Annotated in this window: 13 protein-coding genes; 4 read left to right on the forward strand and 9 right to left on the reverse strand. The window is 66.4% G+C overall.

Translation table 11 applies throughout. The features are described 5' to 3' along the window. A partial coding sequence (locus tag LC092_RS20510) for an integrase core domain-containing protein (protein WP_224809540.1) occupies nucleotides 1-197 on the forward strand: 197 nt, incomplete at its 5' end. 36 nt (nucleotides 198-233) lie between these two features. On the opposite strand, the gene glpK is transcribed toward LC092_RS20510, so the two are convergent. After that, a complete protein-coding gene (glpK, locus tag LC092_RS20515; protein ID WP_224809542.1) occupies nucleotides 234-1,754 on the reverse strand; it encodes a glycerol kinase GlpK in 1,521 nt (506 codons plus the stop codon). A gap of 307 nt (nucleotides 1,755-2,061) precedes the next feature. Between glpK and LC092_RS20520 the strand changes: the two genes are divergently transcribed. Further along, on the forward strand, nucleotides 2,062-3,216 hold the full coding sequence (locus tag LC092_RS20520; RefSeq protein ID WP_224809560.1) for an MFS transporter: 1,155 nt from the start codon (nucleotides 2,062-2,064) through the stop codon (nucleotides 3,214-3,216). Nucleotides 3,217-3,294: 78 nt separating this feature from the next. Here LC092_RS20520 and LC092_RS20525 read toward each other — a convergent pair whose 3' ends face one another. Further along, a complete protein-coding gene (locus tag LC092_RS20525) occupies nucleotides 3,295-3,495 on the reverse strand; it encodes a cold shock domain-containing protein (protein WP_224809545.1) in 201 nt (66 codons plus the stop codon). 470 nt (nucleotides 3,496-3,965) lie between these two features. Here LC092_RS20525 and LC092_RS20530 point away from each other — a divergent pair, with 470 nt between their 5' ends. After that, nucleotides 3,966-5,567 carry a B12-binding domain-containing radical SAM protein gene (locus tag LC092_RS20530; RefSeq protein ID WP_224809547.1) on the forward strand — a complete coding sequence of 534 codons (1,602 nt, stop codon included), beginning with the start codon at nucleotides 3,966-3,968 and terminating at the stop codon, nucleotides 5,565-5,567. A 30-nt stretch (nucleotides 5,568-5,597) separates the two neighbouring features. Here LC092_RS20530 and lepA read toward each other — a convergent pair whose 3' ends face one another. The 7 genes from lepA to LC092_RS20565 form a co-directional block, all read right to left on the reverse strand. Beyond that, the gene (gene lepA / locus LC092_RS20535) at nucleotides 5,598-7,403 is read right to left on the reverse strand and encodes a translation elongation factor 4 (protein ID WP_224809549.1); all 1,806 of its coding nucleotides are present in this window, start codon (nucleotides 7,401-7,403) and stop codon (nucleotides 5,598-5,600) included. A gap of 121 nt (nucleotides 7,404-7,524) precedes the next feature. After that, entirely contained in the window at nucleotides 7,525-8,355 is an 831-nt protein-coding gene (locus LC092_RS20540) for a hypothetical protein (protein WP_224809551.1), read from the reverse strand. A 184-nt stretch (nucleotides 8,356-8,539) separates the two neighbouring features. Next, complete coding sequence (locus tag LC092_RS20545) at nucleotides 8,540-9,430, reverse strand: hypothetical protein (protein WP_224809553.1); 891 nt, start codon at nucleotides 9,428-9,430, stop codon at nucleotides 8,540-8,542. A 329-nt stretch (nucleotides 9,431-9,759) separates the two neighbouring features. Then, the gene (locus LC092_RS20550) at nucleotides 9,760-10,545 is read right to left on the reverse strand and encodes a sterol desaturase family protein (RefSeq protein WP_224809555.1); all 786 of its coding nucleotides are present in this window, start codon (nucleotides 10,543-10,545) and stop codon (nucleotides 9,760-9,762) included. 171 nt (nucleotides 10,546-10,716) lie between these two features. Beyond that, complete coding sequence (gene mepA / locus LC092_RS20555; protein WP_412103627.1) at nucleotides 10,717-11,769, reverse strand: penicillin-insensitive murein endopeptidase; 1,053 nt, start codon at nucleotides 11,767-11,769, stop codon at nucleotides 10,717-10,719. A gap of 259 nt (nucleotides 11,770-12,028) precedes the next feature. Further along, entirely contained in the window at nucleotides 12,029-13,066 is a 1,038-nt protein-coding gene (locus LC092_RS20560; protein ID WP_224809556.1) for a patatin-like phospholipase family protein, read from the reverse strand. Nucleotides 13,067-13,192: 126 nt separating this feature from the next. Continuing rightward, on the reverse strand, nucleotides 13,193-14,032 hold the full coding sequence (locus tag LC092_RS20565; protein WP_224809563.1) for an alpha/beta hydrolase: 840 nt from the start codon (nucleotides 14,030-14,032) through the stop codon (nucleotides 13,193-13,195). A gap of 127 nt (nucleotides 14,033-14,159) precedes the next feature. Between LC092_RS20565 and LC092_RS20570 the strand changes: the two genes are divergently transcribed. Further along, entirely contained in the window at nucleotides 14,160-15,326 is a 1,167-nt protein-coding gene (locus LC092_RS20570) for a glycosyltransferase family 4 protein (RefSeq protein ID WP_224809558.1), read from the forward strand. Nucleotides 15,327-15,787 lie beyond the last annotated feature (461 nt).

The raw sequence follows: 15,787 nt of genomic DNA on the forward strand, positions 1-15,787 counted from the left end.
CCAACGGCAAGGCCGAGCGCTTCATCCAGACCCTCCTGCGCGAATGGGCCTACGGCCTCGCCTATCCTACATCGCAAGCCCGAAACGCGGACCTCCCCAGATGGCTTGACTGGTTCAACTGGGCAAGACAACACTCCGCTCTCAACGGCCTGCCGCCCCTCCAAAGGGTGAATGACCTTCTGAGAAACCACATCTAGAGGTTCCAGAAACCTGTTGGCGCACGCAGCGACGCCTCAGGCGAAGGCGTTGCTGCGCGTGCGGTTGACGGCATCCTGCCAGCCGGCATAGAGCGCCTCGCGGTCGGCGTCCGCCATCTCAGGCTCGAACCGGCGATCGAGACGCCAGCGCTCGGCGAAGGCAGCTTCGTCGGGCCACACGCCTGCCTTGCGGCCGGCGAGCCAGGCCGCGCCCAGCGCCGTCGTCTCCAGCACCTGCGGCCGGTCGACCGGCGCGCCCAGGATGTCGGCGAGGAACTGCATGGTCCAGTCCGAGGCGGTCATGCCGCCATCGACGCGCAGCACGATGGCGGCCATCTCCTCGCCCGCGCCGGTGATATGCGTTGCATCGGCGCGCATGGCGTCAATCAGGTCGCGGGTCTGATAGCCGACGCTTTCCAGCGCGGCACGGCAGAAGTCGGCCGGTCCGCTGCCCCGCGACAGGCCAAAGATCGCGCCGCGCGCGTCCGGATCCCAATAAGGCGCACCGAGCCCGACGAAGGCCGGCACCATGTAAATGCGGTTCTTCGGGTCCGCCTGCACGGCGAGGTCCTGGCTTTCGGCGGCGCTGCCGATGATCTTCAGCCCGTCGCGCAGCCACTGCACGGCGCTGCCGGCAACGAAGATCGAGCCTTCCAGCGCATAGGTCGTCTTGCCGTCGAGCCGGTAGGCAATGGTCGACAGCAGCCGGTTGGTGGAGGTCACGCGGGTTTCGCCGGTGTTGATCAGCGCGAAACAGCCGGTGCCATAGGTCGATTTCACCATGCCGGGCGCGAAACAGGCCTGACCGACGGTCGCGGCCTGCTGGTCGCCGGCAACCCCCAGAATCGGAAGTTCGGCGCCGAAATGCTCCGCCTCGACAATGCCGAACATGTCGGCGCTGTCCTTCACCTCCGGCAGCATCGACATGGGCACGCCCAGCAGGCGGCACAGGTCCTCGTCCCAGGCATTGTCGTCGATGTTGTAGAGCAAGGTGCGCGAGGCGTTGGTCGCATCCGTCACATGCGCCGTCCCGCCGGTGAAGCGCCAGATCAGCCAGCTGTCGACCGTACCGAAGAGAAGATCGCCGGCTTCGGCCGCCGCACGCGCGCCCTCCACCTTGTCGAGGATCCAGGCAAGCTTGGTGCCGGAGAAATAGGGATCGAGCAGCAGGCCGGTCTTGCTTGTTACCATCGGCTCGTGGCCGTCGGCCTTCAGCCGGGCACAGAAATCGGCGGTGCGCCGGTCCTGCCAGACAATGGCATTGTAGACCGGCTTGCCGGTCTTCCTGTTCCAGACCACCGTTGTCTCGCGCTGGTTGGTGATGCCGATGGCGGCGATCCCGGCAGCGCCGCCGGAAAAGCCCGCAAGCGCCTCGCGGCAGACCGCGACCGTCGAGGTCCACAGGTCTTCCGGGTCATGCTCGACCCAGCCGGAATGCGGAAAATGCTGCGGAAATTCCTGCTGTCCCGTCCCGACGGATCGAAAGCTGCCGTCGAAGACGATGGCTCGGCTTGACGTGGTCCCCTGATCGATTGCGAGAATGTGTTCGCCGCTCACGTGGCCCTCCCAGGTCAGGTCACGGGCCCGAAATGCGCCCATAACCAGGTTCGTTTTCTTTCCTTATTGGTCGAAACGACAATCAAACGAAACCAAAACGGGGTCAATCGAAAAGCTTTCGGTTTGTCCGTCGACGTCGCGGCAGATGGATCCACGCCCGGAATCGACCTTTCGGGCGCGACGGTGCTATGGATGGCGGACACTGCGCGCTCGCGCAAGCGTCCGACAGCGGGCCGCCGGGCGTTTCCTTGAAGGTCCCTCCAATGCGTACAGGGGCACAGCCATAAAAACGCTTTCCATCTCGCTGCTGGCAGCGGCTTGCGTCGCGGCTCTTTCGCTGTGGTTTTCCTCAGCCGCCGTCCTGCCGGAAATGCTCGCGGAGGCCCCGATCTCCGCGTCCCGCCAGGCGCTGTTGACGAGCGGGGTGCAGGTCGGCTTCGTCATTGGGGCGCTGCTGTTTTCCGTGCTCGGCCTGCCGGACAGGGTCCACCCGGCGCGCCTGTTCGCCGGCTGCGCGGCGGCGGCGGCGCTGGTCAACGCCTCGCTCCTGATCTCGCCCATCGGCGGCAATGCGGCGATCGCCGCACGCGTCGTCACCGGCGCGCTGCTTGCCGGCGTCTATCCCGTCGGCATGAAGATCGCGGTCGGCTGGGGCACGCGCGACCGGGGTTTTCTGGTCGGGCTTCTGGTCGGCGCGCTGACGCTCGGGTCCGCCTCGCCGCATCTGGTCGCCCTTGCCGGCGGCGCGGACTGGCGGGTCACCGTGACCGTCACCTCGCTTGCCGGGCTCGGGGCAGCCCTTCTGGTACTCGGCGTGCGGCTCGGCCCCCATCACGCGCAGGCCGCGCGCTTCAATATCCGCGCGGTCACCCGCGCCTGGACGGACCGGCGCATCCGTCTCGCCTATGCGGGCTATCTCGGGCACATGTGGGAACTCTATGCGGTGTGGAGCTGGGCGGGCGCCGCGATGGCGGCAAGCTTCGCGCTGCGCATGGCGCCGCAGGATGCCCTGCCGCTGGCGCGGATCGCCACCTTTGTCGCCGTTGCCGCCGGCGGCATCGCCTGTATCGGCGCTGGATGGGTGGCCGACCGCATCGGCAAGGCGCAGGTCGCGATCATCGCGCTTGCCGTCAGCGGCACCTGCGCGCTCGCCGCCGCCCTCAGCTTCGGCGGGCCGGTGTGGATCGTCGTTCCAGTGTTCGTGCTGTGGGGATTTTCGGTCATTCCGGATTCGGCGCAATTCTCGGCGCTGGTCGCCGATTTCGCGCCGCCGGAAGAAGCGGGCAGCCTGATGACCCTGCAAACCGCGCTCGGTTTCGCCCTCACCTTCGTCACGGTGCAGGCCGCCCCGCTCGTCGCGGCAGCGGCGGGCTGGCCGCTGATGCTGGCGCTGCTGGCGCTCGGACCGGCCTACGGGCTTGTCGCCATGATCCGGCTGAAGCGCCTGACACACGTGGGCTGACACCACAGGTGGGCTGAAACGCAAAGCGCCGCGCAGGGCGCGGCGCTCGGTATCCTGACAATCGCCAAGCGTCGTCTGTTACAGGACGCGCAGATTGTCCGCGACGGACGTGCCGCGTGCGTATTCCAGATCATAGGCAACAAGCTGGCCTTCGCGCAGCGTCGCCTGGCCGGCCTTGCGCACGGCATGAATATCGACATGGACGAAGTCGCCTTCGTCTGCCTGGATCTGACCGACGCCCTTGCGCAGGTCAAACCACTTTACGTTTCCAAGTTCCATTTCAGTTCTCTTTCGTCTTTTTGTTGTTTGCTTTTCAAAGCATGCGACTGTTCGAGCGCCGGACCATCCGGCCGCGAAATCCAATCGCTTCGGGGCAGGCTCATGGCCGCACCGAACGTTCTGGAAAGGCGTGACATTCGGGGCGCAGCCCGCCCTTGGATAATGGGGCCATGGGCTGCAAGACCGAGACTGGCGTTCCCTCAGGAACCGGCCAGCGTCAGCGAATAATGAACAATCATTGTTAAGAATTGGTGACTATTCCGCAAAATGCAAGTCCTGTCTTTTTTTACGGGGCAAAGATCGGGGTACACGGGTTCCTCTGGGGCGTCTTCCTGCGCTTGTTCGAGCCGTCTTGCGTGTTAGACTTCTCGCCTGCGGGAGCCTTGGCGCGTTCGACAATCGGGGGAGCCGGCCCGGCCGGTGCGCCCTCCCGGATCGCACTGACCAGACAGCACAAACAGGACATTTCGATGACCGCCAGCGTAAACGTCTTGCTGCTCTATCCCAAGTTCCGCGCCGGCTCCTTCTGGAACTACAAGGACACCTGCGAGCTGGTCGGCGCGAAGTATCCCGCCCCGCCTCTCGGCCTGATCACGGTCGCGGCCATGTTGCCCGCGCATTGGACCTCGCGGCTGGTCGACCGCAACACCGGAGAGTTGTCCCACGAGGATCTCGCCTGGGCGGATGTCGTCTTCACCGGCGGGATGCTGCCGCAGCAACCCGACACGCTCGAGATCCTCGAGATCTGCCGCGCCGCCGGCAAGCCGACGGTCGTCGGCGGACCGGACGTGACCTCCAGCCCCGGACACTACGTTGATGCGGATTTCCGCGTGATCGGCGAGGCGGAAGGGGTTCTGGAGCGTTTCGTCGAGGCGTTCGAACGCGGCGAGCGCTCCGGCACCTTCGAGGCGGAGAAATTCAAGGCGGACGTGACCACAACGCCGGTGCCGCGGTTCGACCTGCTCAACTTCGACGACTACGTCCAGGTCAACGTGCAATATTCGCGCGGCTGTCCCTTCACCTGCGAGTTCTGCGACATCATCGAGCTTTACGGGCGCAAGCCGCGCACCAAGACCAACGAACAGATCCTGGCCGAGCTGCAGGCGCTCTACGACCTCGGCTATCGCGGCCATGTCGATTTCGTCGACGACAACCTGATCGGCAACAAGAAGGCGGTGAAACAGTTCCTGCCCGAGCTGATCGCCTGGCAGAATGCGCATGGCCGGCCGTTCGAACTGTCCACCGAGGCCTCGCTGAACCTTGCCGACGACGACGCGCTGCTGACGATGATGCAGCAGGCCGGGTTCTTCATCGTCTTCATCGGCATCGAAAGTCCCGACCCGGACGTGCTGAACGCCACCCGCAAGAAGCAGAACACCCGGCGCGACATCGCGGCGAGCGTGCACAAGGTCTATGAGGCCGGCATCATGGTGATCGGCGGCTTCATCGTCGGCTTCGACGAGGAGAGCGACCAGGTCGCGGATGAAATCGCCGGGCTGATCGAGGAGGCGGCGATCCCCGTCGCCATGACCGGGCTGCTCTACGCTCTGCCGACCACGCAACTGACCCGCCGGCTTGAAGCCCAGGGACGCCTGCATGCGGAGTTCGACATCGCCGACCCCGCCGACGGTGGCGACCAGTGCACCTCCGGCCTCAACTTCGAGACGCTGCGCCCGCGCGCGCAGATCCTCTCGGATTTCCGGAAGGTGATCGCCCGCGTCTATGCGCCGGACGCCTATTTCGCGCGGCTCAAGGATGTGGTCGCGCGGCTCGACATGTCGGGTCCGAACGGCGACGCCTTCCACGCGCGCCTTGGCAGCGATCTGAAGAAGCTCGGCAAGCTCGTCTGGTCGATCACCCGCCACCACCCGGAGCACCGCGGCCACCTGTGGCGGATGATCGCCTATACGCTGCGCACCAATCCGCGCGCGCTCAATCCGATGCTGCAGATGGTGGCGCTCTACGTCCACCTCGGGCCGTTCTCGCGCACGGTGCTCGCGCATATCGATGCACAGATCGCGCAGATCGAGACCGGCACCTGGCAACAGCCGGCCCTGGTCGCGGCGGAGTAAGCCCCGCCGCGCACACGGCCTGCCGCAGTCCTATTCGTCCATCTTGAGGGCCTTGATGAAGGCCTCCTGCGGGATTTCGACCTTGCCGAACTGCCGCATCTTCTTCTTGCCTTCCTTCTGCTTTTCCAGAAGCTTGCGCTTGCGGGTCGCGTCGCCGCCATAACATTTGGCGGTGACGTCCTTGCGGAGCGCCGCAATGGTCTCGCGCGCGATCACCCGGGCGCCGATGGCGGCCTGGATCGGGATCTTGAACATGTGGCGCGGGATCAGGTCCTTGAGCTTTTCGCACATCGCGCGTCCGCGCCGCTCGGCCTGCGAGCGGTGGACCAGCGTCGACAGCGCGTCGACCGGCTCGGCATTGACCAGGATCGACATGCGCACGAGGTCGCCCTCGCGGTAGTCCGAGATCTGGTAGTCGAAGGAGGCGTAGCCCTTGGAGATCGACTTCAGCCGGTCGTAGAAATCGAACACCACCTCGTTGAGCGGCAGATCGTAGGTGACCATGGCGCGCGTGCCGACGTAGTTGAGATCGACCTGAATGCCGCGCCGCTCCTGGCACAGCGTCAGGATCGCGCCGAGATAGTCGTCCGGCGTCATGATGGTGGCGCGGATCCACGGCTCCTCGATGCTGGCGATCTTCACCGGATCGGGCATGTCGGCGGGATTGTGCAGCTCCACCATCTCGCCGTCGGTCAGATGCATGCGGTAGACGACCGACGGTGCGGTGGCGATCAGGTCGAGATCGAACTCGCGCTCCAGCCGCTCCTGGACGATTTCCAGATGCAAGAGCCCCAAGAACCCGCAGCGGAAGCCGAAGCCGAGCGCCGCCGAGGTTTCCATCTCGAAGGAAAACGACGCATCGTTGAGGCGCAGCTTGCCCATGGCGGCGCGCAGGTCCTCGAAATCATTGGCATCGACGGGAAAGAGCCCGCAAAACACCACCGGCTGCGCCGGCTTGAAGCCCGGCAGCGCCTGGGCGCAGGGCTTTCTGTCGTCGGTGATCGTGTCGCCGACGCGGGTGTCGGCCACTTCCTTGATGGAGCCGGTGATGACGCCGATCTCGCCGGGGCCAAGGTCGTCGGTCATCAGGAATTTCGGGGTCATCACGCCGACGCGGTCGATCTCGTAGGACGCGTCGGTGCCCATCATCTTGATCTTCTGGCCCTTCTTCATCCGCCCGTCGATGATGCGCACCAGCACCATGACGCCCAGATACTGGTCGTACCAGCTGTCGACGAGGAGCGCCTTCAACGGCGCGTCCGGGTCGCCCTCGGGCGCCGGCAGGCGCGTGACGATGGCTTCCAGCACGTTGTCGACGCCAAGGCCGGTCTTGGCCGAAATCATCACCGCGTCGGAGGCGTCGAGCCCGATCACGTCCTCGATCTGCTCCTTCACCCGGTCGGGTTCGGCCGCCGGCAGGTCGACCTTGTTGAGGACGGGGACGATCTCGTGGTTGTTGTCGATCGCCTGATAGACGTTGGCGAGCGTTTGCGCCTCCACGCCCTGGCTTGCGTCGACGACGAGCAGCGAACCCTCGCAGGCGGCGAGCGAGCGCGACACCTCATAGGCAAAGTCGACGTGGCCCGGCGTGTCGATCAGGTTCAGCTTGTACTGCTTGCCGTCCTTGGCCGTGTAGATCAGGCGCACGGTCTGCGCCTTGATGGTGATCCCGCGCTCCCGCTCGATGTCCATGGAATCGAGCACCTGCTCCTTCATCTCCCGGCTGGTCAGCGTGCCGGTCATCTGGATCAGACGGTCGGCCAGCGTGGACTTGCCGTGGTCGATGTGGGCCACGATGGAGAAATTGCGGATGTCGGACAGGGTCTTTGTGCTCATGCGCGCTCGTTTACCATCGCCGCCCGCGCCCGCAAAGGGGAATAGAGAGGCGGGACAAGGAAAAACGCGGGGGGATTGAGACCTCGGTGCGGAAAGTATCCACTGACCCCGAAACCGCGCCTCAGGGCCCCGCGCCGCAGCTGCGGGAGAGACGGGGGACGGCAGCGCCCGAGGGAAGGGCTTGCGGCGGATCGCCCGCGCGCGCCTGCATCAAGAGGAGCAGGTCCCCATAGGCCTTGCCCGACAGACCCAGCGCCGACATCCGGGCGCGAAGATGCGCGCGGTCTTGCGCGGAAAGCACAATCTCCCTGACCTCCAGATAGGTCTCCATGTCGCGCAGCGCCGGCGGATAGTCCTCGCAAAAACCCAGCCGGTAGAGCGCGCGATAGGCATCGCGGCGCTTGCGCAGGAGATCCGCCGGCTGCCCGAGCCGCGCGCTTGTCGCGCCCAGCGCCGCATCATCGGCTGTTCCCGGCAGGTCGACAGGTTCCCAGGAGCCGGTCTCCCTGAAGGCGCGGCTTGCGACTTTTTTCAGCGCACGACGCGCGACGCACCGGCGACCGGCGGTCGAGCGATCGATGACGAGTTGGAAGGCAAACCCGATGGAGACATCGTCAAACACCGGTTCGAGATAGGGGTGATGCTTGAGAAAGCCGCGCTCGGCAAACCCCGTCATATGCCAGCAATACCCCTCGTCCTGCAGCCGAAAGAACAGCTCGAGATCCTCGCCATCAAGCCCGCGATGCATCGGCCAGTCGAGGAAGGGCCGCAAGGGGCTCTCGGCATGGCCCGCGTCCCGCGAGCCCAGCTCCCAGCGCCAATACTGATAGGCCTCGGCAAAGTCGTCCGCGGAAAGCGCCGGTTCCGCGGCCTCCGTCGCCTGAGCAACGGCCACAGACGGCACCGCGAACAGACATGCAACCACCATTGCCAACCGTATCGCGCCGCTCATTTTCACTCCGCTGTGCTTGCAACCCAATGCAATCATAGCGGGATCCATAAAGCTTCACACCTTCCAATCCCCGGCGGCAATGCAGCGGCGATACGAACCCTCTTCTTCACACCAAGAGGTATGACCGTAACCCTTCTGGCAGACGACCCAAGGTATGTTCCCGCCTTTCCAGTCCATCCCAGGCCTATCGGCACGGCTCGGCCGCCATCGGGGTCCCGGGCCGTCCGGGTGGCTGCGCGGCCTGCGTGGCGCGCGGTTTTGCCAGCGGGCGGTTCGCGCGCTCTTCCGCCTGCACGCGCGTCGATGCGATCATCTCTTCGTAAGTTGCTCCGGTGAGGCCCAGCGCCTTCAGGTGGGCGTTAAGATGGGCGCGGTCCTGCGCGGAGAGCGCGATTTCCCTGACCTCCAGATAGGTCTGCATGTCGCGCAGTGCGGGCGGATAGTCCTCGCAAAAGGCCAGACGGTAGAGCGCGCGATAAGCGTCGCGACGCTTGCGCAGGAGATCGGGCGGCTGCCCCAGCCGCGCGCTTGTCGCGCCCAGCGCCGCCTCATCGGCGGTGCCCGGCAGGTCCACCGACTCCCAGGAGCCGGTTTCGGCGGGCGCTTCAACCATCACGTCGGAGAGCTTGGCCTTTGCCGCGCAGCGCCTGCCGGCGCGCGTGTGTTTTTCGACGAAATGCAGGGTGAAGCCGACGGACACCCGGACATCCTCAAAGGCCGCGCGCAGCTGCGGATGGGCATGGAGAAAGGCGCGCTCCGCAAGCATCGCCATTTCCCAGCACCAGCCCCCCTCCTGAAGGTCAAAGAAGATGCGAAGGTCCATGCCGCGCAGTCCCTTGTGGAGCGGCCAGCGGAGATAGGGACGAAACGGGCTTTTTGCGTGCGTCGCATCGAGATCCGCGCCGGAGCGAAGCACCCAGGTCTCGTAGGCGTCGAGAAAGGCTCGCGATTCAGCGGTACTCGGGGCGTCGGGCTCATCCTTTCCGCCTGCCTCGGCCGTGGCCAGCCACGCGCCGAACCAGATGCCGAGCCCGACACCGACCGCCCGCAGGCCTTGTCGTAAGCCTCTCAGCATTCCCCTCCTCCCGATCAGGGATCAACCGGATACAATCATAGAGAGAATTTGCGACGGACCACAAGAAAACGAGCGCCAACGCAGCATGCCTCCAACGGACCGTCACGGATGACTTATCCTCCGCGCGTCAAGACACCGCATAATCAGCCGTCTTCTGTTTCCAACTTGAAAGGAGAACCTCCGCCAGCGAATTGCACAGGCGGAACGAGACATCAATGAACAGTCGCAGGTTCTGGCACGGGCCCGTGAGGAAGCGACACTGATCGGCTGCAGGTAGCCCCCTTCACCGGTCCGGTGACCCTGCGGGCAGGCGTCCTCGCCCCTCCCCCTCACCGTCCCTCTACCGTCTTGTCGCCCTGCGCCGGTTCGCCCGGCCCCTCAAACTCGCGCACCATGGCGTCATAGCCAGGGTGCACCGTGCCCATCATCCGGTCCCAGAGCGAGAAGAAGTTGCCGTAATTGTAGCGGAACGTCGAATGATGCAGGTCGTGGAAGGAGGTGCAGATCATCGGCGAGGGCCAGCGGGAGCTTGGCGAGGCGAAATACTCGAAGCCCGAATGGCCGATCATGCCGGAAACCTGATCGAACAGCCGCTGCGCGAACAGCGCGAGCGCGGGGATCGGCAGTACGAACCATACGACCAGATAATAGCCGTGCTCGATCATCGTATCGACGGCGGTGGAGGAATCATTGCTCCACACGGTGGGGGCGACCGAGCGGTGATGCGGGGCGTGCCAGCGGTAGAACATCTTCAGGTGCAGCAGCCGGTGGCCCCAGTAGAACCAGGCATCATAAAGCACCATCGAGACCGCGAACATCAGCGGCAGCGACCACCAGGAGACCTCGAGCGGGGCGATCGTCCAGCCGCGCGTCTGCGCGAACCAGCCGAAGGACAGCATCGCCGCCGACACCGCCAGCGCCGACATCGACGAGCGGATTTCCACCCACATGCGCCTATCGCCGTTGCGGTCCTTCTGGATCCGGCGCTCGGGATTGCGCCGGTTGACGAGGGTGACGCCGATCCCTGTCGCGAAATAGACCGCCACCGTGGCGCCGTAGACGATCACGAAATACAGCGCATAGTCCGACCCCAGTTCCGCAATCACTGACAGCATTCCGGCACCGTTCTCCGTTGGTCTCGTGCAAGGAGGCTTGGTGTGAGTGGTGTCATATAGACGCCCCATGCGCAAGCACAGGGTCGGCTGCTTGGGTGCCAAGCCGCGCCGCCATGCGGCAGCCGGGCAGGCGCCCGCCCTTTGCCGCCAGTGCCCCTGCCGCCCGCGTCCCTATCGGGCCACCAGCACCTGGGTGCAGGCGTCGGGCAGGGCCGCCATGGTGATTTCTTTCTTTTTTGCGGGCGCTTTCTTCTTGGCCGGATCTTTCGGCTTTTTCGGCACCCAGGGCTCGTCGGAAAGCCACCAGGCGAGGTTCTTGCCGCAGCCGTCGCCCGGCGGCGGCGGGGCCTGGTCCTTGCAGCCGACGCTTCCCGACGGGCATTTGATGCGCACGTGGAAATGATAGTGGTGGCCCCACCAGGGTCTTACCTTGCGCAGCCACGCCCGGTCGCCGGTCTCGAATTCGCAAAGGGCCTTCTTGATCGCCGGATTGACGAAGATGCGCGCGGTGCGCGGGTCTTGTGCGGCGCGGCGGATGAGACGGGCGCGGCTGTCGCTCCACTTAGCCGGGTCGACGCTGCGGTCGGCGCCCTTCACGTCGAGCCGGCCCTTCAGCATGGAGATCGCCGACATCGATTCGCGCTCCTCGCGGGTCAGGCGACGGTCAGGCATTTCCGTCAGCCAGATGTCGGCGTCGAGGCCGATCTGGTGGCTGGCGTGGCCAGATAGCATCGGCCCGCCGCGCGGCTGGGCGAGATCGCCGACGAGCAGCCCGTTCCAGCCGAGGTTCGGCGCATCCATGGCGAGCCGCTGCAGCATGTCGACCAGTTCCGGATGGCCCCAGTTGCGGTTGCGCGACAGGCGCATCACCTGCCAGCTCGGCCCGTTGACGGCAAGCGCCGTCGCGCCGGCGAGGCAGCCGCGCGCGTAGGAGCCGATGGAGCGCGCGGCGAGCGGGGCCGGATCGCTGCGGGCTCCGAACAGCGTCTTGGCAACCGCATCGGGGCGGATGGTGCCGCGGGACGGCATAAGCGCCAGCGGCGCGTTCGCCTCTTCGGCAAGGGCGCTGCGGTTGTCGGGCGCGGGCACGGGCAGCGGCGCGGAGGCCGTAACGACGGGCGCTTCCGGCAGCGCCACCGCAACGGTGGAGACGATACGGCCGATGTCGAGCGGTGGCTTGTCCTTCGGGCGCGGCGCGTCCTCGGCAACGGCGGCGGACGGCATCTGCACGGCGAAGAGGCCGGCAAGTGCCGCCGCACGCCATGCGCACCCGAAGAGCGCAGGGAGGCCGAACGCGCGCTGGCCGGATGCGCGAGCGCGGACACCCCCGCCTGGACCGAGACGACCGTATGACATCGTTCTTGCCATGCTTGTCACTCCCCGCAAATCGCCGCGACCGGAGGTCGCGGCCCGCGCGCCAGTGTCGCCGGCGAAGCGTTTACGTCCGGTTAACCATAAACACCTTGTTAACCATGACCGCCCCTCAGTCCGCGCGCTCGCTCATGCCCTCGGCCAGCCGGTCGAGCGCGATGGTGTTGTCGCGGATGATCCGGTCGGCGGCGCCGTTCAGCTCGATGATGTTGCCCGGCCGCGTGTTGTCGAGGTCGTCGGCGCCTTGCGGCAGCGTGCCGTCGAGGCGCAGGATGCTTGCAACACCGGCCTCCGCCAGCACCCGCTCCGCCGCATAGGCGGTCGTGACCGACTGGCCGTGCCGACCCATGGTGACGAGCGGCACGCCATTTTTCGCCGACAGCCAGCCAAGCGGGCCCCAGGCTGCGGCCTGGGGATAGGTGAAGCGCGGCGCAAGCTCGCCACCCGTGCCGAGCGAGACGATCACCATGTCCTCCGGCTCCCAGCCGAGCTTGCGCCCTTCCAGATAGGCGGCCATGACGGGATTGTTCATGTAGAGGCCGCCGTCGACGAGCACGCGCTCGCCGCCCTCGCCGCCGATGCGCTCCGCCTTCACCGGTTCAAACAGCGTCGGCGTCGCCATGGCGGCGCGCACCGCCTGCCAGATGTAGTAATCCTCCGGCCGCCCGCCGTCGCTCTCGCGGCCGTTGCTCATGATCACCGGGCGGCGCGCCTCGATGTCGTAGGCCGGCAGCACCAGACGGGTCAGCGCCGAGGCGATGGAGGTCCAGCCGAAGCGCTCCTTCAGGAGCCGCTCCAGCGGGCGCGGGTCGTAGCGCTCGTCGAAGGGGGCGGAGGGGTTGGCGACCAGCCGCTCCAGCAGGCCGCGCCGGCGGAACACCTCGCGCGCCTCCACCTCGAAGAAGCGCCGCAAGTCCTCGATCGTGGCCGCCGGCGCGCCGCTGCGGTCGTCGGGCTTCGGCGCGGCCACGCCGGCGGCGATCAGTCCGCCGGTCGAAACGCCGGCAACCAGATCGAAATAGCGGTTGAGCGGCGCCGTCTTGCCATGGGTGCGCAGGCGCGCCTCCAGCGTCTCCAGGATGCGCAAGGGGATCAGTCCCCGAATGCCGCCGCCGTCGATCGCCAGAATGAAATGCTTGCGCCGTGCCATGGAAACCTCGCGTTGCCGGACCGGGCGCGGGGACTGCGCCGGTCTGTGATCTTGCCGCGCCAAGCCTTGGCAGGAAATACGACGAAGCGATGACCCGCCCGTCAAAAATCCCGCCGCTGGAGCGTTTCAGCCGGCCTCAGCTTCCAGTGCCTCGGCCTGCCGGTCAATGGCGGCAATCAGACGCGCGATATCGGCCGGGCGCGACAGGCGGTGATCGCCGTCCTTGATGAGCGTCAGCACGACGTCGTCGAGCGCCAGACAGTCGACCAGGCGCAGGGCGTGGCGCCAGGGCACGGCATCGTCGCGCTGGCCCTGCAGGATGGTGACCGGGCAGCCGGTCTCGATCGGACCGCCGAGCAGCAGGTTGTCGCGGCCGTCCTCGATCAGCGCGCGGGTGATCACATAGGGGCTGTCGTCATACTCGGAGGGGCGCTCGAAGCGGCCCTCGCGCAGGATCGTGTCACGGATCTCGTCGGTGAACTCATGCTTCCACATCAGTTCCTCGGTGAAATCGGGCGCCGGCGCGATCAGCATCATGCCGGCGAGCCGCGCGGCGAGATCCGTGCGGGCGCGCAGCGCATTTTCCCTGTTTGCGCGCTCAAGGAGCGCGCGGGCCAGCAGCAGCGCGATCCAGCCGCCCATGGAGGAGCCGACGACGATGGTGGGTTCGCGGCAAAAGGCTTCAAAGACGGCGACCGCCTCCTCCGCCCATCTGGAGATCGTACCGTCCTCGAAATCGCCGCCCGAAAGGCCGTGACCGGAATAATCGAGCCGCGTTACCGCCCGGCCGGTCGTGCGGGCAAAGGCTGCGATCTCTTCCGCCTTGGTGCCGGCCATGTCCGACTTGAAGCCCGAAAGCCACAGGATGCCGCAGCGCCCCGGCGCGCCGTCTTCGCGCAGCACGGCGATCTCGCGCGCCGCCTCTCCGGTTCCAACCGTGATCCGCTGTGCCTGATCCTGCTGCATCATGTGCTGCCTCCGCTTGCCGATGTCCCGACCGATGTGGCACACAGCACGGGCTTTGAGAAGGTGCCCGCCCGCCGCACCGGTCGAAAACCGGACCGGGAGCCGCCCCCGCCCGACAGGATCCGCCGTGACACGCCACACCGTCTTGCAGGTTATCCCGGAACTCCAGACCGGCGGTGCGGAACGCACCACGGTGGATATCGCCGCGGCCCTGGTCGCCGCCGGGCACCGCGCGCTGGTCGCCTCCGCCGGCGGACGGCTGGTGACGGAGCTGGAGGCCGTCGGCGCCCGGCACATTCGGTTGCCGCTTGCCGCCAAGTCCCCGGTCGCCATGTGGCGCAACATGCGCGCGCTGAAGCGGCTGATCCTGAGCGAGGGCATCGACCTGGTGCATGCGCGCTCGCGGGCGCCGGCATGGTCGGCGCTTTGGGCGGCAAGCGCCTGCGACGTGCCCTTCGTCACCACCTATCACGGCATCTACGGCCAGAAGAATGCGGCGAAGGCCTTCTACAATTCGGTGATGGCGCGCGGCGACGCGGTGATCGCCAATTCGCGCTACACGGCGGAGCTGATCGCCCGACGGCACCCTTTCGCAAGGGACCGCATCACGGTGATCCCACGCGGCTCCGATCTTGCGGCCCTTGCCCCGGACGCGGTGACGGCGGAGCGCAAGCAAGCGCTGGCCAAGCGCTGGGGTCTGCCGGGCGACGCGCCGGTGATCCTCAACCTTGCCCGGCTGACCAACTGGAAGGGCCAGACGGTGCTGGTCGAGGCGCTTGCCCGCCTTGCCGCAACCTCCGACCGCCCCTGGACGGCCGTCCTCGCCGGCGACGACCAGGGCCGTGGCGACTATAGGGAGAAGCTCCAAGCGCAGATCGACGATGCCGGGCTTGCGGAGCGCGTGCGTATCGTCGGCCATTGCGACGACGTGCCGGCCGCCCTTGCGCTTGCCGATCTTGCGGTCGTCGCCTCGATCGAGCCCGAGGCCTTCGGCCGCGCCGCCGTGGAGGCGCAGGCCGCCCGCGTTCCGGTGATCGCGACAGATCTGGGCGCCGCGCCCGAGACCGTGCTCACCCCGCCGGATGTGGCGGAAGACGAACGCACCGGCTGGCGCGTTCCGCCGGGCGACAGTCAGGCCATGGCCGACGCCATCGCCACCGCGCTGGCACTCGACGACAGCGCGCGGACTGCGCTGACGCAACGCGCGGCGCGCCATGTCACGGAGCTCTATTCGCTCGAGGCGATGTGCGCGCGCACGCTTGCGGTCTACGACAGGTTGCTCGCCGAGGTCTGACCGCAAAAACGCGGGCCGTTTCCGGCCCGCGTGAGAATGATGACAAAGCCTCGAGGAAGCGTCTTCCCGGACGCAGCGTGAACTGCGATCCGGGATCGGAGAGGCAGGGACTCGGCCGCTGGCAACTCCATGAAACGGATAGGCTACTGGCTCTCCGCTACCGGGTCGCGCGTCCGCTTGCCCGGCATGACGCGGGAGAGCAGTCGCACCCTTTGTCATCAGTCTGACGCGGGCCGTTTCCGGCCCGCGTCTCAGACTGCTGACAAACCCGTCGATTTCGGCGGGTTTGTTTTTTTGCAGTTTTGGTTCTGAGGTTTTGAGCGGTTTTGGTTCAGGGTTAGATTGGTCCAGCCACCTCAGGCTGGGGCTTGTTTTGGGGGCTTTGTGAGGGCCATTGCGATCTTCTTGATGTTTTGGGCTGCGGCGGCGAGCAGGCACTGCGTTTGCACGCGGGTCCGACT

The sequence above is a fragment of the Stappia stellulata genome, from assembly GCF_020176715.1.
Classification (GTDB): domain Bacteria; phylum Pseudomonadota; class Alphaproteobacteria; order Rhizobiales; family Stappiaceae; genus Stappia.

Coding starts and splice junctions, on each gene's coding strand:
- LC092_RS20525 (WP_224809545.1), bottom strand. CDS start 3,495: ATGGAACTTGGAAACGTAAAGTGGTTTGACCTGCGCAAGGGCGTCGGT.
- LC092_RS20530 (WP_224809547.1), top strand. CDS start 3,966: ATGACCGCCAGCGTAAACGTCTTGCTGCTCTATCCCAAGTTCCGCGCC.
- lepA (WP_224809549.1), bottom strand. CDS start 7,403: ATGAGCACAAAGACCCTGTCCGACATCCGCAATTTCTCCATCGTGGCC.
- LC092_RS20540 (WP_224809551.1), bottom strand. CDS start 8,355: ATGAGCGGCGCGATACGGTTGGCAATGGTGGTTGCATGTCTGTTCGCG.
- LC092_RS20545 (WP_224809553.1), bottom strand. CDS start 9,430: ATGCTGAGAGGCTTACGACAAGGCCTGCGGGCGGTCGGTGTCGGGCTC.
- LC092_RS20550 (WP_224809555.1), bottom strand. CDS start 10,545: ATGCTGTCAGTGATTGCGGAACTGGGGTCGGACTATGCGCTGTATTTC.
- mepA (WP_412103627.1), bottom strand. CDS start 11,769: ATGCCGTCCGCCGCCGTTGCCGAGGACGCGCCGCGCCCGAAGGACAAG.
- LC092_RS20560 (WP_224809556.1), bottom strand. CDS start 13,066: ATGGCACGGCGCAAGCATTTCATTCTGGCGATCGACGGCGGCGGCATT.
- LC092_RS20565 (WP_224809563.1), bottom strand. CDS start 14,032: ATGCAGCAGGATCAGGCACAGCGGATCACGGTTGGAACCGGAGAGGCG.